Origin of the sequence: Bacillus sp. AFS017336, from assembly GCF_002555445.1 — a bacterium.
Taxonomy (GTDB): domain Bacteria; phylum Bacillota; class Bacilli; order Bacillales; family Bacillaceae_G; genus Gottfriedia.
Window position 1 is genome coordinate 88,597 of record NZ_NUCO01000009.1, and the last position, 16,295, is coordinate 104,891.

14 protein-coding genes are annotated in these 16,295 nt (G+C 33.8%); 3 read left to right on the forward strand and 11 right to left on the reverse strand.

The genetic code is table 11. The features are described 5' to 3' along the window. Positions 1–52 precede the first annotated feature (52 nt). The 3 genes from CN601_RS03955 to CN601_RS03965 form a co-directional block, all read right to left on the reverse strand. Positions 53–1,795 (reverse strand): class I mannose-6-phosphate isomerase, encoded by a 1,743-nt coding sequence (locus tag CN601_RS03955; RefSeq protein ID WP_098170215.1) that lies wholly within the window; start codon positions 1,793–1,795, stop codon positions 53–55. A gap of 74 nt (positions 1,796–1,869) precedes the next feature. Further along, entirely contained in the window at positions 1,870–4,524 is a 2,655-nt protein-coding gene (locus CN601_RS03960) for a glycoside hydrolase family 38 N-terminal domain-containing protein (RefSeq protein WP_098170146.1), read from the reverse strand. Positions 4,525–4,642: 118 nt separating this feature from the next. After that, entirely contained in the window at positions 4,643–6,604 is a 1,962-nt protein-coding gene (locus CN601_RS03965) for a fructose-specific PTS transporter subunit EIIC (protein ID WP_098170147.1), read from the reverse strand. Positions 6,605–6,829: 225 nt separating this feature from the next. Between CN601_RS03965 and CN601_RS03970 the strand changes: the two genes are divergently transcribed. Then, positions 6,830–7,594, forward strand: a complete 765-nt coding sequence (locus tag CN601_RS03970; RefSeq protein WP_098170148.1) for a MurR/RpiR family transcriptional regulator — start codon at positions 6,830–6,832, stop codon at positions 7,592–7,594. 79 nt (positions 7,595–7,673) lie between these two features. Here the strand turns inward: CN601_RS03970 and CN601_RS03975 are convergent, their stop codons facing one another. Continuing rightward, entirely contained in the window at positions 7,674–8,018 is a 345-nt protein-coding gene (locus CN601_RS03975; protein ID WP_098170149.1) for a DUF805 domain-containing protein, read from the reverse strand. Between the two features lie 279 nt (positions 8,019–8,297). On the opposite strand from CN601_RS03975, the gene CN601_RS03980 reads away from it, so the two are divergent. Beyond that, complete coding sequence (locus CN601_RS03980) at positions 8,298–8,714, forward strand: VanZ family protein (RefSeq protein WP_098170150.1); 417 nt, start codon at positions 8,298–8,300, stop codon at positions 8,712–8,714. Between the two features lie 38 nt (positions 8,715–8,752). Here the strand turns inward: CN601_RS03980 and CN601_RS03985 are convergent, their stop codons facing one another. The 6 genes from CN601_RS03985 to CN601_RS04010 form a co-directional block, all read right to left on the reverse strand. Then, complete coding sequence (locus tag CN601_RS03985; protein WP_098170151.1) at positions 8,753–9,115, reverse strand: DUF805 domain-containing protein; 363 nt, start codon at positions 9,113–9,115, stop codon at positions 8,753–8,755. Between the two features lie 334 nt (positions 9,116–9,449). After that, entirely contained in the window at positions 9,450–10,496 is a 1,047-nt protein-coding gene (locus CN601_RS03990) for a LysM peptidoglycan-binding domain-containing protein (RefSeq protein ID WP_098170152.1), read from the reverse strand. A gap of 202 nt (positions 10,497–10,698) precedes the next feature. After that, positions 10,699–11,970 carry an ABC transporter substrate-binding protein gene (locus CN601_RS03995; protein ID WP_098170153.1) on the reverse strand — a complete coding sequence of 424 codons (1,272 nt, stop codon included), beginning with the start codon at positions 11,968–11,970 and terminating at the stop codon, positions 10,699–10,701. Positions 11,971–11,979: 9 nt separating this feature from the next. Continuing rightward, positions 11,980–12,810: a carbohydrate ABC transporter permease gene (locus tag CN601_RS04000; RefSeq protein ID WP_098170154.1), complete on the reverse strand. Its 831-nt coding sequence runs from the start codon at positions 12,808–12,810 to the stop codon at positions 11,980–11,982. Continuing rightward, positions 12,810–13,742 carry a carbohydrate ABC transporter permease gene (locus CN601_RS04005; protein ID WP_098170216.1) on the reverse strand — a complete coding sequence of 311 codons (933 nt, stop codon included), beginning with the start codon at positions 13,740–13,742 and terminating at the stop codon, positions 12,810–12,812. The genes CN601_RS04000 and CN601_RS04005 overlap by 1 nt, the downstream gene beginning before the upstream one ends. Before the next feature lie 88 nt (positions 13,743–13,830). Then, entirely contained in the window at positions 13,831–14,775 is a 945-nt protein-coding gene (locus tag CN601_RS04010; protein WP_098170155.1) for a DMT family transporter, read from the reverse strand. 101 nt (positions 14,776–14,876) lie between these two features. Between CN601_RS04010 and CN601_RS26485 the strand changes: the two genes are divergently transcribed. Beyond that, on the forward strand, positions 14,877–15,086 hold the full coding sequence (locus CN601_RS26485) for a hypothetical protein (protein ID WP_142317300.1): 210 nt from the start codon (positions 14,877–14,879) through the stop codon (positions 15,084–15,086). A 28-nt stretch (positions 15,087–15,114) separates the two neighbouring features. Here the strand turns inward: CN601_RS26485 and CN601_RS04015 are convergent, their stop codons facing one another. Next, positions 15,115–16,083 (reverse strand): nuclease-related domain-containing protein, encoded by a 969-nt coding sequence (locus CN601_RS04015; RefSeq protein ID WP_098170156.1) that lies wholly within the window; start codon positions 16,081–16,083, stop codon positions 15,115–15,117. Between the last annotated feature and the right edge of the window lie 212 nt (positions 16,084–16,295).

Genomic DNA, 16,295 nt, shown 5'->3' on the forward strand with positions numbered 1-16,295 from the left:
AGATTAAAGGGTGTTCTTTGATAGAACACCCTTTAGTAATCTTTTTTTTCATTTATAAATTTTTAACAAAAGCTTGTAACACAGCAACATCTTTTCCACTTTGCTTGTTATTTCTAATAATATATTTTTTTACTTTTTCCGGAACAATGAATGTTTCTCCGTAATGAACGGTGAATGGAGCAAAAGATTCGTCTATACTTTCAACGATTGCCTCTTCACCTTCTACTAAATTTAGCATATTGACACTATCAAACGTTTCAATCTCGACACTCTCTTTAAACCAATAGCGTCTCGTTTCGATGAATTCTAGTTCATGTAGCCCTGTTCTTTCTACTTTTTCATGCTCGTTTTCTTTCAAGGTTTCAAATGGATTGATTAAGTTATTTTTAACCCAAGCTGTATTAAAGTCCATGCGGATGTTGGCTTCACCGTGATTTAAATGAACGGGTCGCGGAACTCCATCGAGTCCAATTCGTTCCCAATCCCAAAGCTTAAATGTAAAAATATATGGAGTCGCACTGATTTCTAATACCACTGTGTTGGGTCCCCCGCAATGAACGGTGCCGGCTGGAATTGAATAATGATCGTGTTTTTTGACGGGAAATACATTGATATGCTTTTCATCAGGAAAACGATAGTTCCCTTTTTCCGCTTTGCGTAAGTCTTCAAATAAGTCTTCTTTTGTTGTATCATCTTTGACACCCAGATAAATCGTTGAGTCTTCCTTTGCATCTAGGATATAGTAGCTTTCATTTTGTGTATATGGGATTCCAAACTTTTCTTGAGCATATTCTACTAACGGATGTACTTGCAGGCTCAAGTTACCGCCACCTACCGTATCTAAATAATCAAAGCGGATAGGAAATTCCGTTCCGAATCTAGCGTATACTTTCGGTCCTAATAGTTCATTTGGAAATTGATGAACTAAATTAATAGAAGGTACTTCTATTTGTACCTCTCCAAATCGTAGAAGCAAGCTGTTTTCCTCAGGTACACCATCAAATGCCCAACCGTAGTTTATTTTAGACGGATCCAAATTAAAATGTTCTTTCATCCATTGTCCTCCCCATACACTTTCGTCAAAGTATGGGACAAGACGGAACGGCTGACTAGCCACTTGTTTTAGTGCATGACGGAAATCCTCTCCAGCTACCATTTTTGGATGATTCTTTAAGTTTGTGTCTAAAAGAAAATCAATTTGAGCGAACACTTTTTTCTTTTGACGATCTGCAACTCTCCATTCAAAGAAATAGCCTCGTTTAAATTTTCTTAACGCATCATCCATTTCGTTATCTGCCTTCCAATTTGGTGCACCTGCACGATAGCGTAATTGAATTTCCCATCTGGCCAAATCGGCATAGATTAGTAAATCCGGCTTTGGAGTTATGACTGTTGAACCTGTTCCATATATCACAATCAGACCTTCTGCATTTTTTATTTCTTGTTGAACTTTCTTAAGTTTTTCTTCATCAAAAAACTCTTCTAAATCATGATGGGCCATTAATCCAAAAACACGGTCGTCTGTTAAATTACGTTTAATCATCTTCGTTATCGTCTTACTATCGAAAGCTATATCATCTGAAAAAATGATTTTTTGTGGCTTCATCTTTTCAATAATCTCACTAACAATTTCTTCATTGCGCACACCTGGATAACTTTCAATGGATAGGATAAAATTTGAATGTTTCTTTTCTTGAATCGTTTCTTTTAATTTCAAAACTATCCCTTCATAACCTTCCCATGAAGCTTTAAAATCTTTAATTACAACTTCGGGTCTTAAATCATACTGTGTCACCATTCTCTTCTCCACTCCTAAAAGCCGTCCTTACTTTTCTTCAATTTTTAAGTAATTGAGTCATTAGCCACCTGCTATTTCAACAAAATGGTCACATAATCTTTTGGTTGAATTACAATTTTAGAATCTGTGATTCGTTCAACTCTTTCTTCTGCAAGTGAAGTTAAGAATTTATCCTTTAAGCTTTCTGAATTTATGGTTACAGGTTGTGCAGATTCGGTAGGATTAAATAAACGAATAACAATAGAATCGTCACTCCACGCTTTTTTACAGCAACTCATAAAAACTGCTGGATTATCAATTTCGAATATTGATTGTTCTCTAGGTAATTTTTCTACTGGGAAAGGAATTTCAAAACGTTCTAACCTTTCCTCAAAAGTGTTTAGTTGTTGTAATTGATAAGCTTCTTGATGGACTTCAAACTTATTAGCTAGGTCAAATAGTTTTTCAGCCTGTAACGAAGCTTGAGCTGTATAGATTGCGTATTCAAACTCCATTTTCTTTAACACTTGACCATCTGGTGTATATACAATTTTATTGTTAATTCCAGATGCTCTACCAGGACGCCATAATAAATTATCTTGGCCTAGGAATCCATTGCTGCGGAATAATGTTAGGCTTAATTCACCTGTTTCAGGAAGTACTTCATACTCTTTAATTCCACCTACTAAAGTAGCAAATGTATGATTTTCATCAGAGATTGCGACAATATTTTCTAGTGGATAGATTGGAACTGGCGCTTCTACAAAGCCCGTTTCTCTCCAAGTAGACAAATATGGATTCGTTACAGATCGTTCCATCAAGCTATATCCTTGATCCGCATATGATTTTTCTGGGTTTTGAATATTTGATTTCAGAAGCACCCTTACTCGATGGTCTTTTACATTATTATCAATTGTGTGACGCACGCGTAAGAATGACTCCCCTGTATGTAGTTCTAATTCAGTTATGATTTCAAACTTTGTTGAATACTTATGTTCTTTTCGTTCTTCAATATCTTGCGGAAGAATGATTTGATGTTTGATTGTCATCTTATGAATGAATGGACTTTTTTCTACTTTAAGCAATTCAGGTTTATCTATATAAATTTGTTCATCGCCTTCTAGAGGTGAGAAGTCAAATGAATCTCCAGCATCTGCCACATTATCAAAACTGATAAAATCTACAAGAGTAGTTTGTTCTTCTTTATTAAACAACTCTAAATATCCATTTTCTATTGAGAGCTGTAAATATTCATTTTGAATTTGTTTAGATTGTTCTGTTACAAGTAGATTCATCGTTTCATTACCTGTTTTTATGATATAAGTTGAATATCCCATTGCCGGAATTTGATCAGCTTTAATTAATAATACAGAACGATAATAATTTGGAATTTCTACTTCTTTTTCTCCTTGAGCAGTTACAATTACTTTTCTTCCGCCAATAATCAGTTCTTGATCCAAGGTACTAAACTCAACATTATTTCCATCGCAATCTAATAATGAAAATTTCTCTTCATTTGTAAAAACTACCACTCTAGCATTTCCTGAATATGTTTTCGGATTGGTATTAAAAACTGTTACGATGTTGTTTTCACCAGTTTCATTACTTACAGCAGTCGTAATTTGCTTTTTCAGTAAGTTAATTAAATCATCAGTGATACGCATTGCACTCGTTAATCTCATTACGATATCATGGTTTGCATCATCAGAATTTGATGCCCCGATTCCATTATGAGCTTGACTATCAAACACTTTTTTCCAAATAATATCTAACCATTCCTGTGGATACTCTAAACCACTTTTTTGTGCAATGATTGCTAATGGTTCTAATATATTCACTATTTTATTTTCCACTAAATAATTTAGGCGTTTAATATCATAACGTTCTGAACGACAAGTATTGTGAATTCTTGACTTTTGACATGCTAGTAATTCACCTTCAATAACATTCAGGAAACTCTCATCCTTCCATGTTTCTTCCATAAAAGTCTCATAGTCAGAAAGAACGAATTCATAATCTGTATCTAGATTATTTAATTCTTCCACTATTTCAGGAAATTTACGGCGGACTAAAACTTGATCTCCGCCAGAAGGTAAAAGTAATATATCGGTATTTGAGTTCATTTCACTTAATCTATCAAGAATTGGTGTAAGTCGATCCTGAACATACTCAGGGTCACTACTTAAAAATTTTCCTGGACCATACCCAAAGAAAATATTATTTGTTTTTATATTTGCCCCATTTGGTGCAACCCATTTAAAGTTCAAATCTTTTTCGATTTGATCATTATATACACCACGTTGGAAGATACTATAATTCATACCGAATTCTTTATAAAAAGAAGGGAAATATGCATGCTGACCAAAAATGTCTGGTGAATATCCAATAGACATACTATGCCCCATTTCTTCCCCCATTTTGTAACCATAAAGCAAGTTCCGAATGACCGCTTCTGTTTTACCTAAGAGAGCATCCGTTTGTGTATACCAGGGTCCTATGAATAATCGTCTCTCCTTAACTAATTTCATTAAACGTTCTTTATTCTGCGGACGAATTTCTAAATATCGCTCAACGACAGATAACTGTGCATCAAAACAATAGCTCGTAAATTTAGGATTGTTTTCTAAAGTTTCAATTAAATAATCTAAGTTTTGGATTAATAAAACATGTGAGTCCTCAATTGTAAAATACCATTCATGATCCCAGTGAGAGTGAGCTACAACATGTACTTTTTTTGTTTTCTTCATATTTATATACCTCTTCCTTTAGTAAATAGTTAAATAGAAAGGGACCATAATTCAAACTTAGAAATGAATGCAAATAACCATTCAATTCCATTTGTTTGATCAGTCCCTTATAAACTATTTAATTTAATTCTGCTTTCTTTTCATTTTTCTTAATTAAATAATAGCGGACAAAAATATTTGCAAATGCAATAAATAATGTGCCGACTATAATGCCTAATGCATAGGCCCAGAAATTTTCTACTAATGGCCATCCCCAAATTGCAGGAAGTGGATACCATTGAACAGCCCCAAGTGTCACCGCTGTTACTGCTCCTAGTGAAGCACCTATAAGATTAATAGAAATTGTAATAATCGGGTTTCGTAGCATAAAAGGAATTGCACCTTCACCAATTGCAATAAACCCAAGAATTAATGAAGTAGTACCAGTTACCCGTAAATTCTCATCAAAAACGCGTCTTTTTACGATATACTTGTCCAAAATTGTTGCTAAACCAATTCCAATTGGTGGAATTACAATCGCTAATACTCTAGGTGTTAATGGAAAAATATGGTCTGCAGCTAAACCAATTGCAATAGCACCTGCAGCTTTGTTTACCGGTCCACCTAAATCAAATGCAGTAAGACAAGCGATAATAATAGAAAGAAGTATTTCACCAGAGTCTTGATTTTTTACTATTAATTCTTGTAACCAAGCATTCAAATGTCCAAATACTGGGTCGACAACAAAGAAATTTAAAAAGAAAATGACGAGTACTGTAATACCTGGAATGAAGAACATCGGTTTCATTGCTTGTAAGTTTTTATGTAATTTAATTTTTTCATTTAAGAATTTTGCAACGAACCCCGCAGTAATCCCAAGAATAAGTGCTCCAAAGAATCCCGACGGAATTCCTCCATCTACACCCCAAAGAATATAATGTAAGCCCCCTGCAAATGCTCCACCAACAAAACCTGGTGCTAATCCAGGACGATCTGCAATTGAATATGCCAAGAATGCTGCAAAAACTGGATACATAAATTTCATAATCATGGCCCCGAATAAGCCTAAATAATGAAGAATTACAATGATTTCGTTAGGGTCGGTTGCATATTTTACATCACCAATTACTTTCCCTAACCCAAATGCACCTGCCCCTAACTGCCCAATCCCAATCATTAACCCCGCTGCAACAATGACTGGGATCATATATGAAATACCTGTTAAAACACCTTGATATATCTGTGAGAAAATCGTTTGCTTTACTCCTGAAATTTTCTCTTCTCCTGCATTATCTTGAACGATTCCATCTGGTTCATTTAAAACCTTTTCAATCATTTCTTTCCCGTTTCTTAAAGGATCTGCTACTCTTCTTTGAATGTAAGGTAGTCCGTTAAAGCGACTTTTATCCTTAGCTGCAATATCGGTAGCAAATATAACAGCATGTGCCCCGTTTAGTAGCTCTTTTGTAATCCTATCTTCAATCCCATTAGCTCCTTGTTTTTCTACTAAAACTTGAACACCAAGCTCTTTTCCTGCTTTCTCAAGAGCTTCTGCGGCCATATATGTATGGGCAATTCCTGCTGCACAAGCTGTTACTGCTACAATTTTTTTGGTGTATTCAACTTGCTCATTATCCAAAATCACTTCATTTTCCAACGAATGTATGAAATCAAAAACACTTTTAGCTCCTACAAGCTTTGTATAATAATTTTGATCAATTAAGCGTTTACATAATTCCGCTAACAATTCAAGATGCGTAGAACCCGCTTCTGATTCTGGAATTGCTAATAAAAAAACATATTTCACTTCATTCGCAGGATCAATGCTCTCCCAATCTTTAATCGGATTATTTAACCTAGCAAATGCAAATCCTGCTTTTTTAACTGCATTAGATTTACCATGCGGAATCGCTAGCCCCGCTTCCATTCCAGTCGCAGAGATTTGCTCTCGTTTCAAAACAGCTAATTTAAATTCTTCTTTATTAGCCAAATATCCTTGTTTGTCTAGCTCCTCAACTAGGTTATTTAGAACTTCTTCCTTGGATTTCCAATCCTTGTCTAAAAAAACGAGATTTTCACTGGTCATCTTCGTAAGATCCATTTCACTCAACTCCTTACAAATAAATTTTAGTTTTTAAACCGACTTCTTATAAGTTATTTATCACAACTTTGTTATACCATAAATCGATGTCATGAAAAGTACGAATAGCGTACAATTGTACAAACGTTTCATTGCATTTAACAATGCAAACACTTAAAATTAACCTAAATATAATAGTGTTTTCAGTAAAATCTACTAAACTATAAGTATAAGGAGTAAATAATTATGCGAACTCCATCCCTATACAAGCTTTTTTCACACCATTTAGACGAATTAAGTGCTTCAGAAAAACAAGTTTTTTTCTACATCGACAATCATATTAATGAAATTAAAAACCTCACTTTGGTAAATCTTGCAGAGATTAATAATGTTAGTACAACAACAGTTATCAGAATGTGTCATAAAATTGGATTAAGCGGTTTTTCTGAACTTAAATATTCATTACAACCACCAAAAACGAAAGAAATAAATCACGATATGCTCCTTTCGAATTTTTCTACAACTATACAACAAGGCATTTCTAATATTGATGAAGTGAAAATAAATAAATTAGCAAATCAAATCTTTTATGCCCCAAAAGTCTATATAGCATGTCTTGGTATGACCAAAACGATTGGTGAATATTTTTCTAAAATTCTTGTTACAGAAAAGAAAAATGCAATATGTACATACGATTCCTTCATTATCGATATGCTCCCGCAAATTGTTGAAAAAGATGACCTAATTATTATAATCTCTGAGAGCGGAAATACATTAAACACACTAGAATTAGCAGAACATTTAAAATATAACCCTTCACAAACCGTTGCGATTGTTAATAGCCCTAATGCTCCAATTGCACAATTTGTAGATACAACCATTTACGCTGCGAACGAAGAATTCGACTCTAATTTGTTTTATTGTCGTCATTCTCCACTTTTAATAGTGATTGAGATGGTTCTTAACCTTTTTATTTATAAAAAACGAAAAACTACAACAGCAATCAAATAAAAACAGACAAACCCCATTTCAAAATAAATTTGAGATGGGGTTTGTCATCGGCCTAGTACCGACTATTCATAAAATGACCTTACTCTTTCGGATTCCCACCAAATCGATTCTCTCCCTCTTCACTATCCAAACAGAAGAAAACAATAAGAATTATCGTACCAATAAACGGAATCAAACAAAGTAACAGCCACCAACCGCTCTTACCAGAATCATGTAATCTACGTGCTCCTACTGCTAAGTTTGGTAACAGAGTTAAAAGACCATAAATTGCAGTTAAAACATTATCTATACCGGCAATGCTTTGTAAAATTGAAAGTATAATAGAGATAATGGCACTAAACAGGACGAACATCCAATACTCTGTTCTTCTAGCTCTTCCATTGAATACCGTGTAATTCTTTAATACTTTTAAATACCATTCCAAGAAAGATCCCTCCTAAGAAGTAAATATGGTACATTTAAGTCTATTCCTGGCATGCCATTAACATTATTAATTTTTAATACTTGGACAATCTATTTTGAATTAACACAAAAAAACCACCTAATAATTAGGCGGTAAGTAGTAGCTTGAGATTAACTCGGAACTTGTATTAAATGGCTTTAGGAACACTTTATACAAATAATGCTAAATTTGTTGAGGAATTACAAAAAATATTACTGTATAATTACCTCGTAACTAAGCATTTTTTTGGAGAGATTTATTTTGAAGTCAATTTTTATTAAATTTTTACTGTTAATATTTTCACTTATGTTTATTTTTAGGTTTACATTTTTTCCAGTCGCTTCTTTAGGAATAGGTGTTTCTGAAGGTGGATTAAATTTAATTCCATTAATCAACCTGTTTAATGCCTTTGGTTTTAAACAATTTATCGTTAATGTTTTTGGAAATATCCTGCTTTTTGTGCCATTTGGGTTTATTTTAACGACCATTAAGCACTCAAAAAAAGTGATAATAGTTGGCTTATTTTTATCGGTAAGTATAGAAGTTGTCCAATTTCTAATGTCCTTTAGATGGTCAGATATAGATGACGTTATATTAAATACTCTAGGAACATACATCGGGTATAAGATTGCAATGATCCTTGGAACAGAAATTAAGAAACAACGTTCGAATACATAATTGGAAGAACCTGTATCCTTTATCGGATACAGGCTTTGTTATTTTTTGTACTCAAAACTTCTTCCTGGAACTGGTCCAAATCGATTTTCATGGTCTTCACTTTTAAAACAGGCCATTATTAATAAAATTAGTGATCCAAGAAAAGGAATTATACTAATTAAATACCACCAACCACTTCTACCAATATCGTGTAATCTGCGAACTCCGACTGCTATTAATGGGATTAAAGTTAGCAAACCGTATATTCCTGCAAACATTTCATTTGTATTTGCAAAGTCGTCTACTAACGTAAATAAAAAAGTAATAATTGCATTAATCAACATGAACATCCAGTATTCAGTTCGGCTCGCGCGACCATGAAACCCTATGTAGTTCTTTAACACTTTTATATACCAATGCACAACTGATCTCTCCTATGAAATTAGTGTAGATTTCCTTTTTAATATTCCCTGAAGAAATCCAAATCACGTATTTTATTTAAAAAATATGTAATTTATCAATTGAAATTGAAAATACAAACAAGTTTAAGCGATTTATCAACGTAAACTGGAATATATCAACGAGCTAGGGCAATATATCAACGAGCTTTAGCGATTTATCAACGAATTTTAGCATTATATCAACGGAGTTCACAGGTTTATCAATATTGTTCACTTAATGTTCGCGTTTCAGCTACTTACCGCACCAACCAACAAAAAAAGAGAAGTCCAAAACCTCGGACTCCCCTCGTCAAACTTATTTATTCACATGTGTCAACGTAGCACCATAAGGAGTTACATCGAAAAAGTCTCCGTAACCAACAACAGTTCCGCTTCCGTTAGCAATGACTGATTTTCTAGATTTCCATGTATCTCTCCATTGTTGGTTAACGTCTGCAGCGCGGCGGTTGACGATGATGTTCATTTTTTTCGTTTCAATTTGTTCTTTTGTTAGATTTTTTGTATCTATTTTTTTAAAGTCATCAAGGATTAGGTCTTTCGTTTTATCTGATATCGCACCACTTTGTACAAAGATATCAAACATTAGTGCGTATCCTCTTTTTGTCCATAATCCGAATGTTTGGTAATACTTTTCAGCTTGGTCGAAATACCATTTTGAAGCGTTAATTTGTTCATCGATACATTCTTTACTTGTTCCAAGGTTTTTAAAATATGTTTTCCACGGCTCTACAACTTGGTATTTATCTTTAGGGTCCGTGATTGAATCTCCCCAAGCTACTTGTTCTTTTGTCGTTTTGTTCATGATGACATCTTTAAACGTATTATAAGAATCCGTATCTCCATTAAACGCTTTTAAAACGACGTCATTATGATTGTTAAACATATTTTTCATAATTGGTTGTATAGTGTTTGTTCCGAAATTTTCTTGAAGTGCACCAAATGATAAACCTTGTCCATCAAAATTACCGCTCGTTGTACCAAAAGCATCCGCTTCAGATGATGATGTTTCATACCAAGAAGTGATTTCTAGTGCCATCTTTTTAACTGATTCGCTTGCTGGAAGCTTTACTGGACTAACCGTTTGAGTAGCTGGCTTCTTTGGAGCAATTTTCGCTTTTACTGGAATATATAATTTTTGACCAATTCGAATTGAATTTGATTTTAATTTATTTTGTTTTTTAAGTTCTGCAACGGTTGTTTTATATGATTTTGAAATTTTATAAAGCGTGTCCCCTTTTTTTACTTTATAAGTAACAGATTCAGCATTCGCTGGCCCGACTACAGTTCCTAAAGAAAACACGATCGCAGTTGATAAAATTGCATTTTTAATTGATTTTTTCATGTTATATTACTCTCCCTTACTATTAATCTATTTATCTAGGTTAAACTCAGGATTTCATTTATTTGATTTATGCAGCTCGATAATTACTATATCAAAATAACTATATAGATTCATCGCACAAATTCTTCCATTCCAAAATCAACCAAAAAAAAGACAAACCTTATTCGGAAATTATTCCGAAATAAGGTTTGTCTTAGATTTATTATTTCTTCAACTTATTCCAACTATCCTGAATCGATTGCAGTAATTGTTTAGCATTTTTTTGTCCGCCAACATAAGCTTGCATAGAAGCACCAAATTCATTTGTTGCTCCATCTGGATACTTGAACCAGTTCCATGAAAGTACTTTTCCATCTGATGAGTACTTTTGAATATCATCAGCTATTGGTCCTAAGCCTTTTCCTTGAATCGATTTAATTGCAGGGATGAATTTAAATTTTTCCACGATATATTTTTTCCCTGTATCAGAAGTAACCATCCAGTTTAAAAACTTTTTCGCTTCTTCTTTGTTTTTTGAATTTTTATTAACTACCCAGTTATTCGGTACGCCGACTGGGATTTTGTCCATTGCTTCTTGATCATCATTAATTGGCATTGGTAAAAGTCCAAGTTTCATATTAGGAGTAATGCCATCAATCATACCTTGTGTCCAGTTACCTTGTTGCATCATTGCCGTTTTTCCAGAAGCAAAGTTTGTCACTTGTGTATTATAATCTGTTGTTAATGGATTTTTATTGCCATATTTAATCGTTAAATCAAATAATTTGATGAACTCCTTAAACTTATCATTATCAGGAATTCTTGCTGTGCCTGCATTTAAGTCAGCGATAAATTTATCTGGATCAGGCTGTTGTGCAAATGGAATATTTAATAAATGTATTCCTAAAATCCACCACTCACCATAACCAACTGAAAATGGTGTGATGCCAGCGTCTTTTAGCTTTTTAGCTGTCGCTTCTAATTCAGTTAACGTTTTCGGTAATTGGGTAATTCCTGCTTTATCAAATAAATCTTTGTTATAAATGAAGCCATATCCTTCAGTATTCATCGGCATACCTAATAATTTTCCGTCAACAGTCATCGGTTTTTCTGTTTCTGGATATAAATCCGCCACCCAAGCTTGATCAGATAAATCCTCGAGTTTGTCCTTCCAAGTAATGGCTTCTTGGTAACCACCATTATTGAAAATATCCGGTTCGTTCCCTGATGCAAATTGAGCTTTTAAAGCTGCTCCATAATCCGCACCTCCACCTACTGTTTGAACTTTTACAGTTACATTTTTATTTTCTTTCTGGTACTCATTCGCTAAAGCTTCAAGATCTTTAGCAATCTCAGCTTTAAACTGAAATATATTTAATGTTACTTTTTCTCCTGCTCCTGACTTTTTCTCTTCTTTTTTATTACTATTACATCCTGAAAATAACAACATACTCGTTGATAAAACAGCAATTGATTTAAATAATTTATTTTTCATTTTATCCTCCTACTTTATTGAACCGCTAGTGATTCCTCTAATAATTTGTTTTTGTGCCGCAAAGAAGAAGATCAATAATGGCAAAATGCCTAATACTAGTCCGGCAAGTGCTAAATTCCATTGTTTCGTATATGCGCCAAAGAAATAAAATGTAGCGAGTGGAATCGTACGTAGTTCTTCATCTCGCAACACAAGTGATGGTAGTAAGAAATCATTCCATATCCATAAAGTATTTAAAATAACAATTGTCACGGTAATTGGTTTTAGTAAAGGGAACACCACTTTCCAAAAAACCATAAACGGAGTACAACCATCAATAATTGCCGCTTCTTCTAGTTCAATTGGAATCCCTTTTATAAAACCGTGATAAAGAAAAATAGAAAGTGCTGATCCAAATGCTAAGTACATAACAACAAGCCCATAATGACTATTCATTAAATGAAATATAGACCCAACTTTTACAAGTGGAATCATGATCGATTGGAATGGAATGACCATTGTTGCTACAAAAATGAAGAAAATGATCGTAGAAACTTTATGTTTTGTACGAACGAGTTTATAAGCTGCCATCGAACAAAATAAAACAATCACGACATTACTAGCAACCGTAACAATTAATGAATTTAAAAGTGCTCTCCAAAAGTCCATAACAACAATGGCTTGAGAGTAATTCGTGAAATCCAAAGATTTTGGGAGTGAAGATGTGTTCTGTAAAATATCTGCAAATGATTTAAACGAATTTCCTAATACATAGTAAAAAGGAATTAGAAAAAGAATCGCTAAAATTATTCCAAATAACTCGAGCAAAAATGATAATCCAGTATATCGCTCGTTTTCCACTAAGCTTCAACCTCCCTCTTCTTAGTGATATACACTTGGAGAACTGAAATAGCTGCAACAACAACGAAGAAAATAATTGCCTTCGCTTCTCCCAATCCGTAACGGTTATTTACAAATGCTTCTGTGTAAATATTTAGCGCTAGCATTTCTGTTGATTTAAATGGTCCGCCACCAGTAAGTGATAAATTTTGATCAAATACTTTAAATGACCATGAAATAGTTAAAAACAAACAAACCGTTACAGCCGGTGCTACCATCGGAATAATGATTTTTCTTAACGTTGTAAAACGATCCGCACCGTCCACTTGAGCCGCTTCAATCAATTCCTGAGGTACGCCTTGGAGCGCTGCTACATAAATAATCATGATATAGCCGGCACCTTGCCAAATTGCTACGATAATAATTGCCCAAAAAGCCCCATTTGCAGTGCCTAGCATTGATTGCATCAAAGAATCCATGCCTAGAGCTGCCCCTAATGAGGTTAGACCTTTATTAAAAATAAATTGCCATATAAAACCGAGTAACAACCCACCGATTAAATTAGGTAAGAAGAAAATTGTTCGAAGTATATTTCTTGTTTTAAGCCCCTTTGTAACTAACAGCGCTAAGCCAAAACCAATCAAATTCGTTAAGATAACGGTAAAAAGCGTATACTTTGCAGTAATAATAAAAGACTGCTTAAAATCCGCATCTTGCGTAAATATGTATTTATAATTATCAAAACCAACATAATGAATATTTCCAACTACCCCATTCCAATTAGTAAAAGAATAATACAAGCCCATCAAAAATGGAGTTAGTACTAAAGCTGCAAAAACTAGAAAAGCTGGCCCAACAAACACGATAAAACTTCCACTATTTCTCCGTTTTTTCCGATTGGAAACCTTAAAATCAGTAGCATCATCTACTACCGATTCAATTTCATTGTTCATTGTCTTATCAAACTTTGACAACTATGTACCTCCCTTCAACTAAAAAAAGCAACTCCACTTTATTATTTAAAAGTGGAGTTGCTTTTATTCAAGAAGCACTCTTCATATGAGAACTGCGTTGTTCCTTTTGATAATTAACAATAATAATACCTGAAGTGACCATCATTAAACCAATAAATACAAGATACGATAAAACTTCATTAAGCATGATTGATGATAAAATCACCCCAAAAACAGGCACTAAAAATAAATACATCGATACTTTTCCAACCTGATTATATTTCATGACATTATTCCAAAGTATAAATCCTACAGCTGATAACATCGATAAATAAACTAACATACCAAACGTTCTCAAATCAAATTGGAACGGGAAAAACCCTGCCGTAAAGCCCCCGATTAACAACAAACCAATTGACCCAATCATCATCTGATACGCTGTCAAATAAGCAACATCCACTTTCTTTGCAGCTTCCTTAGCAAGCACATTACCATACCCACCAAAAGCCATCGCAAACAATAACAAAATCTCGCCAATCCCTAAATGTAAAGAAAGAGTCCCCTTCGTTATATTAACGATAATAACACCAACAAACCCAACCGTTACACCAACAATCTTACGCAAATTTAACCGATCATTCTTATACATAAAATGCGCAGCCAAAAGCTGAAAAAACGAAGTAGTCCCAGCAATAATCGAACCCTGAACCCCCGTCGAAAAACTCAACCCTATATAAAACAGCACATACTGTAAAAAAGTCTGAAACAACCCAACTTTCCCCACAACAAAAAAAGTATCTCGCCTAAAAGCTAACTTTCTTCCTATTAAAGTAAAAATGACCAAAATCAACAAAGAAGCCAAAAAGAAACGATAACCAGCAAAAATCATCTGCTTCCAAATCTCATTCTTCCCAATATGCAAATGCGCATAACTCAACTTAATAAACGGAAATGCACTCCCCCACAAAAAAGTCGTAACAACCGCCGACCCAATCACTCCCAAAGGATGCGTAAAAAATCTCTTAGCTGACATTGCTTCCCTCCATATGCCTTTTCTCTCTATAAATACAGTCTATTCTATCATTTATTTGGGGATTCTATCTATTTGTTTTTACTTTTTAGGGTGTGTTTGGAGTGGATCGGCGTTTTGTTTATGAATTTGTGTATTATATCGACGGAGGAGAGCAGTTTATCGACGGATTTGCGCATTATATCAACATAAAAAGGCGTATATCAACGGAGGAAAGCACTTTATCAACAAAAAAGAGCAATATATCAACAAAAAAAAGATTATATCAACAAAAAATGGTACTTTATCAACAAAGTTCACAGCTTTATCAATAAAAGCCACAATCTGTTCGCATTTTACAATTTAATCATCAAATTGAAATAAGTATTTTGAGCTTTTATTAAGTCCAATTCTGGCCAAATTAAGTGACTTTAACAAATACGATGCACTCGAACTCGAGGACAGCTGTAAAAAATCTCTACATTCACAATTCGTAATAAAATGACTAATTAGATAGCCGTAATCGTAGATAGCTTGAATGTGCGCATCTTTTGATTGATGAGCACACTTACAATGCCAACTACCATGTCCTCGCTTCATAATATTAGTAGTACAATTCGGGCAAAACACGCCTTTAATAATTTCATTTTTATTAATATTGTATTTTTCTAACACATCAAAATTTAATGTAGTATGGTTTTTTAATATAGTCTTTGTAATTCTTCTTAATTGATTTGGTGAAATTATTTGATTAGTTTTGATTTCATTAAGCTTTTGAATTTTTAAAGGTAGTTGTTCCTTGTGAAATACATTTTCAAGGACTTGTGAGTTGCGAAGAGTGGTTTTTATTACAGATGATGAATTGCTGATGATGATAAATGAGTAGATAGGAGGGATTGCCAATTTATGTTTATCAAAGAATGCCCTCAGTTGCACCTGGTGACGATCAACTTGTAAAATCGGATTAGGAAAACTTTCTTCATTTTCCCCAATAAGTCTAATAAATTGATTAAAGTCTCTCTCAAACATTAGATTTCCTAACATGTTTTTAACTTCTAATATAAGTATATATTTGCTTGTAATTATTAAAGTATCAATCTGAAAGAAATGCTTGTCCTCATTTTTCACTCTAATATTATGGAGGATATTATATTCCTTTTTTGGAAGTAAGTCTAAATAATAATCAATCTTCTTCTCCCCGTTATATCCTGCTTTGAACTTCATAAAATCACTTTCAATTATTGGACGCATTGAATGCTCTTTTGGCAATCTCCGCAAAAGCGCCTCCAATTTTAATAACATCGTAGGGATTTTTCTTTCTTTAACTATCAAAAATGGCCACTCCTTTTCTTATTACTATTAATACTACCTATTATCTAACGAAATGTAGCATATAGCTGTCTGGATATGTGACCGTTTTATGTATATCAACAAAACTCTGCTTATATCAATAAAAATCAGTACTATATCAACAAAAAAACCCCATATATCAACAAAGTTCACAACTTTATCAATAAAAGACACACCCTGTTCGCCCCCGCCCC